Source organism: Mesorhizobium sp. Root695, from assembly GCF_001428185.1.
GTDB lineage: Bacteria > Pseudomonadota > Alphaproteobacteria > Rhizobiales > Rhizobiaceae > Mesorhizobium.
The window spans coordinates 198,918-213,389 of record NZ_LMHO01000044.1 but is presented as its reverse complement, the minus strand read 5'-3'; the positions used below and the strand labels follow the sequence as shown (position 1 = coordinate 213,389).

The 14,472-nt window shown below is 62.0% G+C and carries 14 protein-coding genes; 5 read left to right on the top strand and 9 right to left on the bottom strand.

Features of this window, described 5'->3' with window-relative positions; genetic code table 11:
• Positions 1-13: 13 nt before the first annotated feature.
• From ASD99_RS28885 to ASD99_RS28875, 3 genes are all read left to right on the top strand, one after another.
• Positions 14-478: a GNAT family N-acetyltransferase gene (locus ASD99_RS28885; RefSeq protein WP_056582303.1), complete on the top strand. Its 465-nt coding sequence runs from the start codon at positions 14-16 to the stop codon at positions 476-478.
• Between the two features lie 24 nt (positions 479-502).
• Positions 503-1,309, top strand: coding sequence for a DUF72 domain-containing protein (locus ASD99_RS28880; protein WP_056582301.1), 807 nt, complete (start codon positions 503-505; stop codon positions 1,307-1,309).
• A 156-nt stretch (positions 1,310-1,465) separates the two neighbouring features.
• Positions 1,466-2,617, top strand: a complete 1,152-nt coding sequence (locus tag ASD99_RS28875) for a GGDEF domain-containing protein (RefSeq protein WP_057145749.1) — start codon at positions 1,466-1,468, stop codon at positions 2,615-2,617.
• Positions 2,618-2,666: 49 nt separating this feature from the next.
• Here ASD99_RS28875 and ASD99_RS34205 read toward each other — a convergent pair whose 3' ends face one another.
• From ASD99_RS34205 to urtA, 6 genes are all read right to left on the bottom strand, one after another.
• Positions 2,667-2,843 carry a hypothetical protein gene (locus tag ASD99_RS34205; RefSeq protein WP_081294751.1) on the bottom strand — a complete coding sequence of 59 codons (177 nt, stop codon included), beginning with the start codon at positions 2,841-2,843 and terminating at the stop codon, positions 2,667-2,669.
• Between the two features lie 276 nt (positions 2,844-3,119).
• Positions 3,120-3,815: an urea ABC transporter ATP-binding subunit UrtE gene (gene urtE, locus ASD99_RS28870; protein WP_057145730.1), complete on the bottom strand. Its 696-nt coding sequence runs from the start codon at positions 3,813-3,815 to the stop codon at positions 3,120-3,122.
• A 69-nt stretch (positions 3,816-3,884) separates the two neighbouring features.
• A complete protein-coding gene (gene urtD / locus ASD99_RS28865; RefSeq protein ID WP_057145729.1) occupies positions 3,885-4,631 on the bottom strand; it encodes an urea ABC transporter ATP-binding protein UrtD in 747 nt (248 codons plus the stop codon).
• 6 nt (positions 4,632-4,637) lie between these two features.
• Entirely contained in the window at positions 4,638-5,870 is a 1,233-nt protein-coding gene (urtC, locus tag ASD99_RS28860) for an urea ABC transporter permease subunit UrtC (protein ID WP_057145728.1), read from the bottom strand.
• Positions 5,867-7,480, bottom strand: coding sequence for an urea ABC transporter permease subunit UrtB (urtB, locus tag ASD99_RS28855; protein WP_057145727.1), 1,614 nt, complete (start codon positions 7,478-7,480; stop codon positions 5,867-5,869). Before urtB ends, urtC begins: the two co-directional genes overlap by 4 nt.
• Before the next feature lie 108 nt (positions 7,481-7,588).
• The gene (gene urtA / locus ASD99_RS28850; RefSeq protein WP_057145726.1) at positions 7,589-8,899 is read right to left on the bottom strand and encodes an urea ABC transporter substrate-binding protein; all 1,311 of its coding nucleotides are present in this window, start codon (positions 8,897-8,899) and stop codon (positions 7,589-7,591) included.
• A gap of 313 nt (positions 8,900-9,212) precedes the next feature.
• On the opposite strand from urtA, the gene ASD99_RS28845 reads away from it, so the two are divergent.
• Positions 9,213-9,635 carry a hypothetical protein gene (locus ASD99_RS28845; RefSeq protein ID WP_057145725.1) on the top strand — a complete coding sequence of 141 codons (423 nt, stop codon included), beginning with the start codon at positions 9,213-9,215 and terminating at the stop codon, positions 9,633-9,635.
• Positions 9,636-9,755: 120 nt separating this feature from the next.
• Entirely contained in the window at positions 9,756-11,669 is a 1,914-nt protein-coding gene (locus ASD99_RS28840; protein ID WP_057145724.1) for a PhoX family protein, read from the top strand.
• Between the two features lie 104 nt (positions 11,670-11,773).
• On the opposite strand, the gene ASD99_RS28835 is transcribed toward ASD99_RS28840, so the two are convergent.
• The 3 genes from ASD99_RS28835 to ASD99_RS28825 all read right to left on the bottom strand — a co-directional run bounded on the left by ASD99_RS28835 (position 11,774) and on the right by ASD99_RS28825 (position 14,398).
• Positions 11,774-13,345 (bottom strand): GMC family oxidoreductase, encoded by a 1,572-nt coding sequence (locus tag ASD99_RS28835; protein WP_056582284.1) that lies wholly within the window; start codon positions 13,343-13,345, stop codon positions 11,774-11,776.
• A 45-nt stretch (positions 13,346-13,390) separates the two neighbouring features.
• Positions 13,391-13,921, bottom strand: coding sequence for a twin-arginine translocation pathway signal (locus tag ASD99_RS28830; protein ID WP_056582282.1), 531 nt, complete (start codon positions 13,919-13,921; stop codon positions 13,391-13,393).
• An 81-nt stretch (positions 13,922-14,002) separates the two neighbouring features.
• Entirely contained in the window at positions 14,003-14,398 is a 396-nt protein-coding gene (locus tag ASD99_RS28825; RefSeq protein ID WP_056582280.1) for a VOC family protein, read from the bottom strand.
• Positions 14,399-14,472: the final 74 nt, after the last annotated feature.

Sequence of the window (14,472 nt, the reverse complement as noted above, 5' to 3'; positions counted from 1 at the left end):
CTGGAGCTTTTGAATGACAATCAGAAGAGCGCTTGCCGGTGATCTCCAAACCATCGTCTCGCTGACGGAAGCGGCCTATGCACCGTACACCGCGATGTTCGGCACACCGCCGATCCCGGTCACCGAGGACTATGCGCCGCGCATCGCGCTCGGCGAGGTCTGGCTTCTCGAGAGCGGCAGCGAACTTGCCGGACTGCTCACACTGGAACGGCATGACGATCACGCGATGATCTTTTCCGTCGCCGTCTCCCCTGACTTTCAGGGCAAACGCTTGGGCATTGCGTTGCTGAAACACGCGGACGCACAGACGCGCCTGTGGGGCCTGCCCGAGGTGCGGCTTTACACCAACGCCAGGATGGAGCGGAACATCGCACTCTATCTGGCCTACGGTTTCCACGAAACGGGTCGCCGGCCCAATCCCTACCGGCCAGGATGGGTACTCGTCGACATGGCAAAACCGGGCGATGAAACGGCCTGATTTTCGGAACTCGGGAGGATGACAATGAGCACATCGGGAACAATCCGCGCCGGCATGGGCGGCTGGACGTTCGAGCCGTGGGATACGTCCTTCTATCCCGACAAGCTTTCCAAGGCCAAGCAGTTGAACTACGCCACTCGGCAGGTACCGAGCATCGAGGTGAATGGCACCTATTACTCCAGCTTCAAGGAGCCGACCTTCGTCAAATGGGCCAGCGAGGCGCCGGACGGTTTTGTCTATGCGCTAAAGGGCAACCGCTTCGTCACCAACCGCCGCGTGCTCGGCGAGGCCGGCGAGTCGATGATGCGTTTCCTCGGCTCCGGCGTTGCCGCGCTCGGCGAAAAGCTCGGACCGATCCTGTGGCAGTTCGCGCCGACCAAGAAATTCGATCCCGACGATTTCGAGGCTTTTCTGAAACTGCTGCCGGAAAAGCAGGACGGCGTTGCGCTGCGCCATGCGGTCGAGGCGCGCAACGACAGTTTTGTCGTGCCGGAATTCGCCGCACTCGCGCGCAAGTACAAGGTCGCGATCGTCTATGCCGATCATGCCAAATATCCTGACATCGCCGACGTCACCGGCGATTTCATCTATGCCCGGCTGCAGACCGGCAGTGACGACAATCCCGATTGCTACACGCCGAAAGGCCTCGATGAATGGGCGGCACGCGCCAAGACCTGGGCGGAAGGCAAGGTGCCCGCCGATCTCCGACGTGCCGATCCGTCGACCGAGGCGCCGGTCAAGCCGCGCGACGTGTTCGTCTACTTCATCACCGAGGGCAAGGTACGCGCGCCGTTCGGCGCCATGGCGCTGATGAAGCGCGTGACAGACTAACGAGCAAAGCGCGTCTCCTATGCGTTTTGCACGTAGCAAGGCGCTTGATCGTGGCGTATTCAGCGTCATCGTAACCTTATCGACACTTCCTTGCTGCATGAATCCGGCACGTCAAGTTGCAGAGCTGGAACCGTCGCCGGCAAGGAAACGAGGGGCATGTCGCTCGACTACACTTCACTTCTGCTGGCTGTCGGCTTTTCCGCCGCCTGCCTGAGCCTGACATTGTTTGGCATGTGGCTGACCGCTCGCTCGGAAAAGTTCCTGCTGACATGGGCGATCAGCCTGGCGTTCGTGGTCGGCGATATTTTCGTCTATGACGCCTATATCGACATGCCCGGGCGCCTGCTGGGCATTGCCACGCTGGCTTTCCTCCTGCTCGGTTTTTCGACAATGCTGGGCGCCGCCTACCAGTTCAGAACCGGCGGCTCGCCGATGCAGCGGACGGTGCTTGGCAGCACCATTTCGCTGGTTGTGACGTTGCCCCCCATGGCTCTTGGCTATGACGGGCTGGGCTTCATGTTCGAAAACGCCTTCGCCGCATTGCTTCTGTTCGCAACGGCGCTCGAATACTGGAAAGGCCGCGACGAAGCCCCTGCCCTGACGATCGGCATCACCGCGCTCTACTCGGCCACGGCCACGTCCTTCGCTCTGTGCGCCATGGTTCTTGTCTGGGATGGAAAGCTGATCCTTGGTCATGCGCCCAGCAACTGGGCCGAGGAGCTGAGCCTCATCATCGTCATCGCCAGCATGACCGGTATCGGAGCGCTTTCCCTGGCGCTCAATCAGGGGCGCCTAGCCAGGCATCACCGCCACAATGCGCTGACCGACCCACTGACAGGCCTGCTCAACCGCCGAGCCCTGTTCGACCTGCACGGCGATGCCCCGGTCGGCGCCTTCACGGCCGTGGTTGTCTTCGACCTCGACAGCTTCAAGGCCATCAACGACGAATTCGGCCATGCCGCCGGCGATGAAGTGCTGAAGGTGTTCGCCAGGGAACTCGCCGGCAATCTTCGCCCGGCCGACGTCGCCGCACGCATGGGCGGCGAGGAATTCGCGCTGGTGCTGAAGCGGACCTTGCCCGAAACGGTGGAAGCCACCGCCGAGGCCATACGGGCAGCTTTTGCCGCGCGTTGCATCGAAACCGAGATGGGTTCACTGACGTGCACGGTCAGTGCCGGATTTGCCTTCGGCACCAAGGAGGGTCTCAGCTTCGACAAGGTGCTCAGCGCCGCCGACAAGGCGCTCTATGCCGCCAAGCGCGGCGGCCGCAACCGCGTCACCGCCTCTCCATTCCGGCGCGCAAGCTGACCGCGCGCATCGATGCCGTTGCTATGATCGGGATGCGCGAAGGCGGCTCCTATGCCGCCATGACGATTTCATTGAAGGCATCCAGGTCGACATAGAAGACCTTGGTGATCTCCTCGATCAGGTCGTCGTATTCGCAGCCCTGTGATCTCAAGATGTTGATGGCGGCGATGATGTCGACACGTTCGGTAAGCCGCCGCTTCTGGTAGTCCTCGACGTAACGTTCCATGGCTGTCCCTTAGCCTGTGTGCCCAAACGCGTTTGAACGACAAACAGATCGCAGGAGGGAAGCTAGGAAGCCTTGCTTGCGTGGAACTTGCCGGCTGGAGCCTGCACCTTCCCTCTATCTGCAACCAACCAGACTGAAACGGAAGCGGCCGACTCACAAAAGCCAAGGAAAGACTAGCACGCAGCCGATGCTGCGCCAGTGACGCGGAAGGCTGGATCTGATAAATATTGGACTTGCCAATGACTTGGGACCGTCAACTGAAGTCCAACGCCGATTCTACACCGTCAGGAACTTGCGGACATCCGCCCTGTCGAGATCTTCCGCCGGACCGGTATGGACGATCACGCCACGGTCCATGATGTTGACCTCGTCGGCCAACTCGCGGCAGAAGTCGAGATACTGTTCGACCAAGAGCACGGCAATGCCGGCCTGGTCGCGCAGATAGTGGATGGCGCGGCCGATATCCTTGATGATCGACGGCTGGATGCCTTCGGTCGGCTCGTCGAGCACCAGCAGTTTCGGTCGCATCACCAGCGCCCTGCCGATGGCGAGCTGCTGCTGCTGGCCGCCGGAGAGGTCGCCGCCACGGCGGCCGAGCATCTGCTTGAGCACCGGGAACAATTCGAAGACATGCGCCGGAATGTTGCGGTCGGCGCGCTTCAGCGGCGCAAAGCCTGATTCCAGGTTCTCCCGCACCGTGAGCAGCGGAAAGATCTCCCTGCCCTGCGGCACGAATGCGATGCCCGACCGGGCGCGGTCATACGCCGCGCTCCGGTCGAGCGCCTTCCCCTCGAAGGCAACGCTTCCGCTCGTCAGCCGGTGGTGGCCGACGATCGATCTCATCAAACTGGTCTTGCCGACGCCGTTGCGGCCGAGCACGCAGGTGATCTTGCCGGCGCCGGCCTTCAGCGACACGCCGCGCAGCGCCTGGGCGGCGCCGTAGTGCAGCGTGGCATCAGAAACTTCGAGCATGTCAGCGCCTTCTCCAGAACCGGAGAAACGACAGATCGAAGCGATGGAATTGAACCCGCCAGACCATGCTCATCTCCCCAGATAGACTTCGATGACGCGCTCGTCGGCCGATACGAAATCGAGTGTGCCTTCGCTAAGCACCGAGCCCTCATGCAGGCAGGTGACCTTGACGCCGAGCTCGCGCACGAAATGCATGTCATGCTCGACGACGATGACCGAATGCTCGCGCGCGATGTCCTTGAGTAGCCGTGCGGTTTCCTCGGTCTCAGCATCGGTCATGCCAGCGACCGGCTCGTCGACCAGCAGCAGCTTCGGATCCTGCGCCAGCAGCATGCCGATCTCGAGCCACTGCTTTTGTCCATGGCTGAGATTGGCCGCCAATTGGTCGCGTTTGTCGCCAAGCCGGATGATGCCAAGGATATCGTCGATCTGCCGCGCTTCGGCAGCCGAGCGGCGATGGAACAGCGCCGGGAAGATCGAGCGCGGCCCCCTCAGTGCCAGCATCAGGTTTTCCTCGATCGTGTGGCTTTCGAAGACGGTCGGCTTCTGGAACTTGCGGCCGATGCCCATCATGGCGATCTCGGCTTCATCGCGCTTGGTGAGATCGACTTTGCCGTCGAAGAACACCTCGCCCTCGTCGGGCCGCGTCTTGCCGGTGACGATGTCCATCATGGTCGTCTTGCCGGCGCCGTTGGGGCCGATGATGGCGCGCATCTCGCCCTTGTCGAGCACCAGCGACAGATTGTTGATGGCGCGAAAACCGTCGAAGGAAACCGAGACGCCGTCGAGATAGAGGATGGTGTTCGACTTTGACATGGCCGCTCACTCCGCCGGCTGCGGTTCGGGGCGGGATGCGGACCAGTCGCCGGGCTTTCTCGCCGCGCCGCGGGCGATTTTCGCCGGCGGCGGAACGTCGGCATCGGTGCCTGCTTCCTCGGCAATCGAGGCTGCTCGCAACGCCCTGGCGTTGCCGCGCCAGGAATCCCACATGCCGATGATGCCCTTGGGCAGCAAAAGCGTGACGGCGACGAACAGCCCGCCCAATGCAAACAGCCAGAATTCCGGCAGCACGCCGGTGAACCAGGATTTGCCGGCATTGACCAGCAGCGCACCGATGATCGGTCCGACAATGGTGCCGCGCCCGCCGACGGCGGCCCACACGACGACTTCAATCGAATTGGCCGGCTCGAACTCGCCGGGGTTGATGATGCCGACTTGCGGCACGTAAAGCGCGCCGGCAATACCGGCCATGACGGCCGAGACGGTGAAGGCGAACAGTTTTACATTCTCCGCCCGCCAGCCAAGAAAGCGCGTGCGGTTCTCGGCGTCGCGTACCGCCATCAGCAGCTTGCCGTATTTGGAGCCGACGATGGCCCAGGTGACAAAGACGGCGAGCGCCAGCGTGACGGCACTGGCGGCAAACAGTGCCGAGCGGGTCGCGTCGGCCTGCACGTTGAAGCCCAGAATGTCCTTGAAATCGGTCAGGCCGTTGTTGCCGCCGAAACCCATGTCGTTGCGGAAAAAGGCAAGCAGCAGCGCATAGGTCATCGCCTGGGTGATGATGGAGAGATAGACTCCGGTGACGCGGCTGCGGAAGGCGAACCAGCCGAAGACGAAAGCCAGCAGGCCAGGCACCGCGAGCACCATGAGGCCGGCAAACCAGAAATGGTCGAAGCCATACCAGAACCACGGCAATTCCTTGTAGTTCAGGAACACCATGAAGTCGGGCAAGATGGGATTGCCATAGACCCCGCGTGAGCCGATCTGGCGCATCAGATACATGCCCATCGCATAGCCGCCGAGCGCGAAGAAGGCGCCGTGGCCAAGCGAGAGAATGCCGCAATAGCCCCAGACAAGATCGAGCGCCAGAGCGAGCAGCGCATAGCAGAGATATTTGCCGGTCAGCGCGACGATGTAGGATGGCACATAGAAGGCGTTGGCCGGCGAAACAGCCAGGTTCAGCAGCGGCACAATGATGGCCACCGCCAGCAGGATGAAGATCGTGATAGCGATGCGACGGTCAGCGCCCGCGGCGAAGAAGCGTCCTGACATCATGCTTCCACCGCCCTGCCCTTGAGCGCGAACAGGCCGCGCGGGCGCTTCTGGATGAACAGGATGATCAGCACCAGCACGACGATCTTGCCGAGTACCGCGCCGGCGTAAGGCTCAAGGAACTTATTGACGATGCCGAGCGAGAACGCGCCGACCAGCGTGCCCCACAGATTGCCGACACCACCGAAGACGACGACCATGAAGCTGTCGATGATGTAGCCGCGGCCGAGATTGGGCGAGACATTGTCGATCTGGCTGAGCGCGACACCGGCAATGCCGGCAATGCCGGAGCCGAGCGCGAAGGTCAGCGCGTCGACCCACGGCGTCCTGATGCCCATCGAGGCGGCCATGCGCCGGTTGGCGGTGACGGCGCGCATCTGCAGGCCCCACGGCGTGCGCTTCATCACATAAAGCAGCACCGCGAACACGGTGAGCGCGAAAACCAGGATCCACAGACGGTTCCAGGTGATCGCAAGCTGGCCGACATTGAACGAGCCCGACATCCACGAGGGGTTGCCTACCTCCTGGTTGGTCGGCCCGAAGATCGAGCGCACAGCCTGTTGCAGGATCAGCGAAACGCCCCATGTCGCCAGCAGTGTTTCCAGCGGCCGCCCATAAAGGAAGCGGATGACGCCGCGCTCGATGATCAGGCCGACCAGAGCGGAGACCAGGAAGGCGAGCGGCAGCGCGATGACCAGCGACCAGTCGAACAGGTCCGGAAAAGACGTACGGATCACCTGCTGGACCACGAAGGTCGTGTAGGCGCCCAGCATGACCGTCTCGCCATGCGCCATGTTGATGACGCCCATGACGCCGAAGGTGATGGCAAGCCCGATCGCCGCCAGCAGCAGCACCGAGCCCAGCGAAATGCCGTACCAGATGTTCTGCCCGGCATCCCAGAAGGCCAGCGTCGAATTGATGTTGCCGATCGCGGCTGTCGCGGCTTGCTTGACCGCGTCCGCGGAATTCGCCTCGACAGACGTGAGCAGGGAGACAGCATCACGGTCGCCACGCGCGCCGATCAGCGCGATGGCAGCCAGCTTGTCGGCTTCAGGCCGATCCGAGACAAGAACTGAAGCGGCACGGGCCTGTTCGAGCAGAGCCTTGACGCTGGCCACGCTCTCGCTGGCGATTGCCGTATCGAGGGGCCCGATGTTTGCCGCATCAGGCGTCTTGAACATGGTGTCGGCGGCGGCAATACGCACTGCCGGGTCCTTGGCGCCAAGCGTCAGCGTGCCCAACGCATCGCGGATGACGCGGCGCAGCGTGTTGTTGACCTTGATCTTGGTGATGTCGTTCTTGGCCGCCTCGCCCGATGCCTCGCCGCTCAGCGGGTCGAGAAGCTGGACGCTTTCGCCCCCCTCCTTGCCGACAAACACCAGGGAATCGGCTTTCCGGACATAGAGGTTGCCGTCGGCCAATGCCGCAAGCGGCCGCTCCACCGCCGGATCGCCGGCAGCCGCCAGTTCATGGACGACGGCTCCGATCTCCGAAAAACCCTTGGCCGTCGCGAATTTGGCGATGATGCCGCGCAGATCGGCCTCGCCAGCGCCCGATGACGACAGCGTCGCCACCAGGAACAACAGCGTCAAGCCCGCGCGGATTAAGGTCATCGGCTTCTGTTACCCCTTGAAGGTTGAATTGGGCGTCCGGACGGCGGAGGAAGCCGTCCGGACGCGCGCGGTCATGGGCATGGATCTGACGGTCCAGCCCGGGGAGGATCAGTTCGTGCCCTTGCCGCCGCACTTGCCGGTGGCGACATTGAAGTTGCCGCAGGACAGAGGCGCGCGCCAATCGGAGATCAGGTCCTTGGAGTCAGGCAGATAGTCGGACCACTCGTCGCCCATCACCAGACCTTGTGTGCGCGACACGGTTTCGAACTGGCCGTCGGCCTGGATTTCACCGATCAGCACCGGTTTGGTGATGTGGTGGTTCGGCATCATCGTCGAATAGCCGCCGGTCAGGTTCGGCACCGACACGCCGATCATGGCTTCGATGACCTTGTCCGGATCGGTGGTGCCGGCCTTCTCGACCGCCTTCACCCACATGTTGAAGCCGATATAGTGGGCTTCCATCGGGTCGTTGGTGGTGCGCTTGTCGTTCTTGATGAACTTGTGCCAGTCGGCGATGAACTTCTGGTTTTCGGGCGTATCGACGCTCTCGAAGTAGTTCCAGGCGGCGAGATGGCCGACCAGCGGCGCGGTGTCGAGACCGGCAAGCTCTTCCTCGCCGACCGAGAAGGCCATGACCGGGATGTCCTCGGCCTTGATGCCCTGGTTGCCGAGTTCCTTGTAGAACGGCACGTTGGCGTCGCCGTTGACGGTCGAAACGACGGCGGTCTTCTTGCCGGCCGAACCGAACTTCTTGATAGCCGAAACCTCGGTCTGCCAGTCGGAGAAGCCGAACGGGGTGTAATTCACCATGATGTCTTCCGCGGCGACGCCCTTGGCCTTCAGATAGGCCTCGAGGATCTTGTTGGTGGTGCGCGGATAGACGTAGTCGGTGCCTTCCAGCACCCAGCGCTTCACCGAACCGCCATCCTCGCTCATCAGATAGTCGACCGCCGGGATTGCCTGCTGGTTCGGCGCCGCACCCGTGTAGAACACGTTGCGCTCGCTCTCCTCGCCCTCATACTGGACCGGATAGAACAGGATGTTGTCGAGCTCCGAGAACACCGGCAGCACCGACTTGCGCGACACGGAGGTCCAGCAGCCGAACACCGCCGCGACCTTGTCCTTGGAGATCAGCTCGCGCGCCTTTTCGGCAAACAGCGGCCAGTTGGAAGCCGGATCGACGACGACCGCCTCGAGCTTCTTGCCGAGCAGGCCGCCCTTGGCGTTCTGCTCGTCGATGAGCATCAGCATGGCGTCCTTCAGAGTCGTCTCCGAAATCGCCATGGTCCCCGACAGCGAATGGAGAATGCCGACCTTGATCGTGTCGTCGGCAGCCTTGGCGGGCGCAGCGAACAACAGGCCGGCGGCAACCACGCTCGCCGAAAACATTTTTGTTATTGTCGAGAAATTACCCCTCATATTACAGACTCCCAAGCTGGTTGATTGCACCGCAACACTACAATGCAACCCCCATGCCAATCGCCTTGGTGATGCCGAAGGGAAACGAATAATCCAGCATTATCAGCAGCTTGAAATATTAGGCTTATAAAAACAAAGAAGGCCGGTCAAAATTTGATTGAGAGAAATTTGCGCAGCATGCCCGATGATTGCCTAATTTTCGCCCATTTTGGCAAAATGCCTAGATTTTGATCTTCATAGGCGTGTCGCAGACGACCGGTGTTGCGGCGCAGTGCAAAAATGGGGCAATCTCGTTACCCAACCGAGCGACGTCATGGCTTTAGGCATTTCACGCATTTCCATCGGCATACTGGTTCTGGCGGCAGCAACCGGGACCGCACGAGCCAACTTTAGCGACGGCAAGATGCCCGACGGCATCTATCACTGCGAGGTCTACCTGCTCGGCATGTTCCTCAACCTCGGCGACATCACCATCAAGGGGAACGTCTATAGCGGCCCAATTTACACCGGCCTTGGCACCTTCGGCACCGCGCAGCAGGGGTACAATTATCAAATGGACGCAAACGGCGTGATCTCCTGGCTGGGACCGCTCGGCGGCTATACCGCCGGCGGCAACTCGCTGTCGCTGACCCAGGCAACGCTGGACGGCCAGAGCACGCCCTCCTTCGACATCATCATGAAGCAACCCGACGGCGCCTTCACCGCCTCGACCTGCACCAGGGGAAACAGCCAGTAGCCGATTCCCTGGGCAACAGCCGCCGCCTCAGTGGCCTGCCCGTCTCTCATGTCATCTGGATGTTGCCGAAGCTGGATAGGCAGCGGTGCGCCGTCCCATCCACCTTGAGAGGCAGACACCATGGCCAACTCCCCGTCTTCATCCTCCCCTGTCATTCGCGACGTCATCGCCGAGCGCGTGTCGCGCCGGGCCCTCCTAAAAGGCAGCCTTGCATCCGGTGCGCTGATTGCCGGCGGCAGCTTTGTCGGTTCGTTGTTTGCCGGTGAAACACATGCCGCGGCAGCGCTTTCGACGCTCGGCTTTCCCGAACTGAAGCGCGTCTACGACAAGACCCATGCGGCCGCCGAAGGCTATGAGACCACGATCGTCGCACGCTGGGGTGACCCGCTTGTCGCCGGCCTGCCGGAATTCGACGGCAACAAGGTCGTTGCCGACGAGCAGGAAAAGCGCTTCGGCTACAATTGCGACTACATCGCCTTCCTGCCATTGCCGAAAGGTACGGTGAATTCCGATCACGGCCTGCTTTGCGTCAACAACGAGTATATTTCGCCCAATGTCATGTTTCCCGGCATGACCGAGGATGACGCCGGCAAGACGATGAGCAAGGAGCAGGTTGACCTCGGCATGGCCGCCATGGGTCATTCGATCGTCGAAGTGCTGCTGAAGGACGGCAAGTGGAGCATCGTCGAGGACAGCCCGCTCAACCGCCGCATCACGGCAAACACCGAAATGACCGTTTCCGGCCCCGTTGCCGGCCACGCACTGATGAAGACATCTGCCGACGCGACCGGCACGAAGGTGCTCGGCACCAGCTACAATTGCAGCGGCGGTTTCACTCCCTGGGGCACCGTGCTGACCTGCGAGGAAGGCGTTTCCGACCTGTTCGGCGGCGACCCGAAGAAGGCGCCGACCGCCGACATTCTTGATCGCTATGGCTTCGATGGCTCCGATATCTATGGTCGTGGCCGTCTCCATGATCGCTTCAATCTCGACAAGGAGCCGAATGAGGCCAACCGCTTCGACTGGGTGGTCGAGATCGACCCCTACGATCCGGCTTCGAAGCCGGTGAAGCGCACGGCCCTTGGCCGCATGTCGCACGAAGCGTCCACGGTCGTCCTCAACAAGGATGGCCGCATCGTCGTCTACATGGGCGACGACGACTATTTCGAATACATGTACCGGTTCGTCTCCAACAAGGCCTACGATCCTGCCAAGCCGGCCTCCGGCAACAGCCTGCTGGATGACGGCGTGCTTTCGGTTGCCCGTTACGACGCCGACGGCTCCATGACCTGGCTGCCGCTGGTCCACGGCCAAGGCAAGCTCACGGCTGAAAATGGCTTTGCCGACCAGGCCGAAGTGCTGCTGAAAACACGGCTCGCAGCGGATGCACTGGGGGCGACGCCGATGGACCGCCCCGAGGACATCGAGACCAATCCAGTGACCGGCCGCGTCTATGCGGTGATGACCAAGAACAAGAAACGCGACCAGTCGAAAGTCAATCCGGCCAACACGCGTCCGGAAAACCTCTGGGGCCACATTGTCGAGCTGATCGCGCCGGGTGGACGCGGCGCAGACGCCGACCACACGGCCGACAAATATGCCTGGGATCTGTTCGTGCTGTGCGGCAACCCGAAGGACGCGGCAGTCGGAGCCACCTTCCACCCGGACACGTCAGACAATGGCTGGTTCGTCTGCCCCGACAACATCACCTTCCATCCGGCTGGCCGCCTCTGGGTGGCGACCGACGGCGCCAATGATTTCGACCTGCCGGACGGCGTCTATGGCGTCGACACCGAAGGCCCGGCGCGCGGCCTGCCGAAACTGCTGTTCACCTGCCCGCATGGCGCGGAGGCGACCGGCCCCTGCTTCACGCCGGACGGCACGACCTTGTTCCTGTCGGTCCAGCACCCGGCCGAAGACGCCGAGACACTCGACAAGGCACAGACGCTATGGCCCGACTTCAGGGATGGTCAACTGCCGCGACCTTCCGTGGTCGCCATCCGCCGCAAGGACGGGCAGCCGGTCGGCGCGTAGCCCCAGACAAAAAGGCGGAACGCGCGTTACGCGTTCCGCCTGGCGGTCCGGGAGGACACTGGAATTCCACACCACCCCGACCGTCGGGGCGGTGATTTGTCGGCTCAAATCGTCTTTGCCGACATCTGCGCGGCGATGTAGTCGGCCTGGCGGATCGCCAGCGACACGATCGTCAGGGTTGGGTTTTCGGCAGCTCCAGTGGTGAACTGGCTGCCGTCCGACACGAACAGGTTCTTGATGTCGTGCGCCTGGCCGTGCTTGTTGACGACGCCGTCGGCCGCTTTCTCGCTCATCCGATTGGTGCCGAGATTGTGGGTCGACGGATAGGGCGGCGTCGGGAAGGTGCGCGTGGCACCAACTGCCGCATAGAGCGCCGTCGCCTGCTTGTAGGCGTGGTTGCGCATCGCGGTGTCGTTCGGATGGTCGTCGAAATGCACGTCGGCGATCGGCATGCCGTGCGCGTCCTTCTCGTCGGCATGCAGCGTGATGCGGTTCTCCGCGCGCGGCATGTCCTCGCCGACAATCCACAGGCCGGCCATGTGGTCGTAGTGATCGAGTGCGGTGGTGAACGAGCGGCCCCAGGCGCCGGGATCGAGGAAGGCGGCCATGAACGGCAGGCCGAGCGACAGCGTCTCGAATTCGTAGCCGCCCACGAACCCACGGGACGGATCATGACGCGCCTCGTCGCGGATGATGCCGGCCATGGTGGTGCCGCGATACATGTGCACCGGTCTGTCGAAGATGGCGTAGACAGAGCCGGTGGTGTGCCGCATATAGTTCTTGCCCACCTGCCCCGACGAGTTGGCAAGCCCATCGGGGAATTTGCCCGACGCCGAATTGAGCAGCAGGCGCGGGCTTTCGATCGAGTTGCCGGCAACGGCCACGATGCGGGCCTTCTGCTCCTGCAGCTTGCCGTCCTTGTCGGCATAGACGACGCCGGTCACCTTTCCGCTAGCGTCGTGGTTGATCTTGATCGCCATGGCGTTCGGCCTGACTTCGAGATGGCCTGTCGCCTCGCCCTTGGGGATCTCTGTGTAAAGCGTCGACCATTTGGCGCCCCATTTGCAGCCCTGGAAGCAGAAGCCGGTCTGCTGGCAGGACATGCGGTCATCACGATCGACCGAGTTGATCGCCATGTTGCCGGTGTGGCATTCCTTGTAGCCGAGCTTGTCGGCGCCGGCCTTCAGCACCTTGAAGTTGTTGTTGCCCGGCAACCGCGGCCAGTCATTGGTGCCGGTGACGCCCATCTTGGCTTCGGCCTTGGCGTAGTAGGGCTCCATTTCGGCCAGTGTAATCGGCCAATCGAGCAGATTGGCGCCTTCCAGTTTGCCGTAGGTCGACAGTGTCTTGAACTCATGCTCCTGAAAGCGCAGCGAGGCTCCGGCCCAATGCGTGGTCGAACCGCCAACCGACTTGACGATCCAGGCCGGCAGGTTCGGAAAATCCTTGGCCACACGCCAGTCGCCGGACGTGGTGCGCTTGTCCGTCCAAGCGAGTTGGGCGAACGAACCCCACTCGTCATTGATGAAATCCTCATATTCGTGGCGCGCGCCGGCTTCCAGGATGACGACGTCGACACCCTTCTGGGCGAGTTCGTTGCCGAGTGTGCCGCCGCCGGCGCCCGAGCCGATGATGACGACCACGCCGTCGTTGTTCAGATCAAATGAAGCTGCCATGGTTTCCTCCCATGATTTCTGTTTGCGGTTCAGGAACGACGGGGCTCAGAGCCACTCGATGTCGTCGAAACCGCGCGCGATGTAGCCGCCCTTGGAATAGGACTCGCCCTCGTAACCGAAGATCGGCCACACCTCTTTCTGGTTGTAGAGGCCGACGACGAGGCCGCCACGGATGGCCTGGAAGAATGGCGTCGCCTCGATCTGCTTCAGCACGCCGACGCGCTGGTCCTCCCAGCCGAGACCCCGATAGCCGCCATCGCCGGACTTCTTGTCGAGGTCGGCGATGCCCTCTTCGATCATCCCCTTATAGGGGGCGTCCTTGCCGGCCTGCTCGTCATGACCCTTCACCGCAATGGCGTAATATTTGTCGGGAACCTGATCGTGCGGATAGATGTCGCGCGCCATCTGGATCAGCGTCGCCATGGTTTCAGGCTTGAGCGCCGATGTCTCGAGCCCCCAGGCATGTTCGGGGCTGATGACGGCGCTGCCGGAGATGACGAGCAGCGCGCCGATGCCACCGCGTTTGAGGAGCTCGCGACGTGAAAGCCCAGGCTTCGCGTCATAGATCGTGACCATTTTATTCCTCCCTGCTTGCTATGTGCACTCTTGAAAGTGCCGTTGCTGGCGCCGCGCCTGCCGGTGCGGTTTCTATGTCTCCTATTTGAATCGACCTCCGCGTTGCAGAACCTCGATCTTGTAGCCGTCCGGATCCTCGATGAAGAAAAAACGGGCGATCAGCGATCCGTCGCGGTTGAACTCGACGATCTTCTTCGGGTTGAGACCGAGCGCGCCGAGACGGTCATGTTCGCTATCGAGATCGACGACCGAGACCGCGAGGTGACCGTAGCCGTCGCCGAGCGCGTAAGGCTCTTGCCGATCCTTGTTCACGGTCAGTTCGAGTTCGAACCCTGTCTCGGCGTTGCTGAGGTAAATGAGCGTGAATGTCTCGAAGTCCAGCCTGTCGGCGACATCGAGCCCAAAGGCATTTCTGTAGAAATCGACGGATCGGGCCTCGTCGAGAACTCGGATCATGCTGTGGATCGCCTTGGCCAAATCAGTCTCCGCGGTGGGGTGGAGGCGATTATGCGCGGCGCGGGAAAAAGGTGGTGGCAGCCGGTTACCACGCT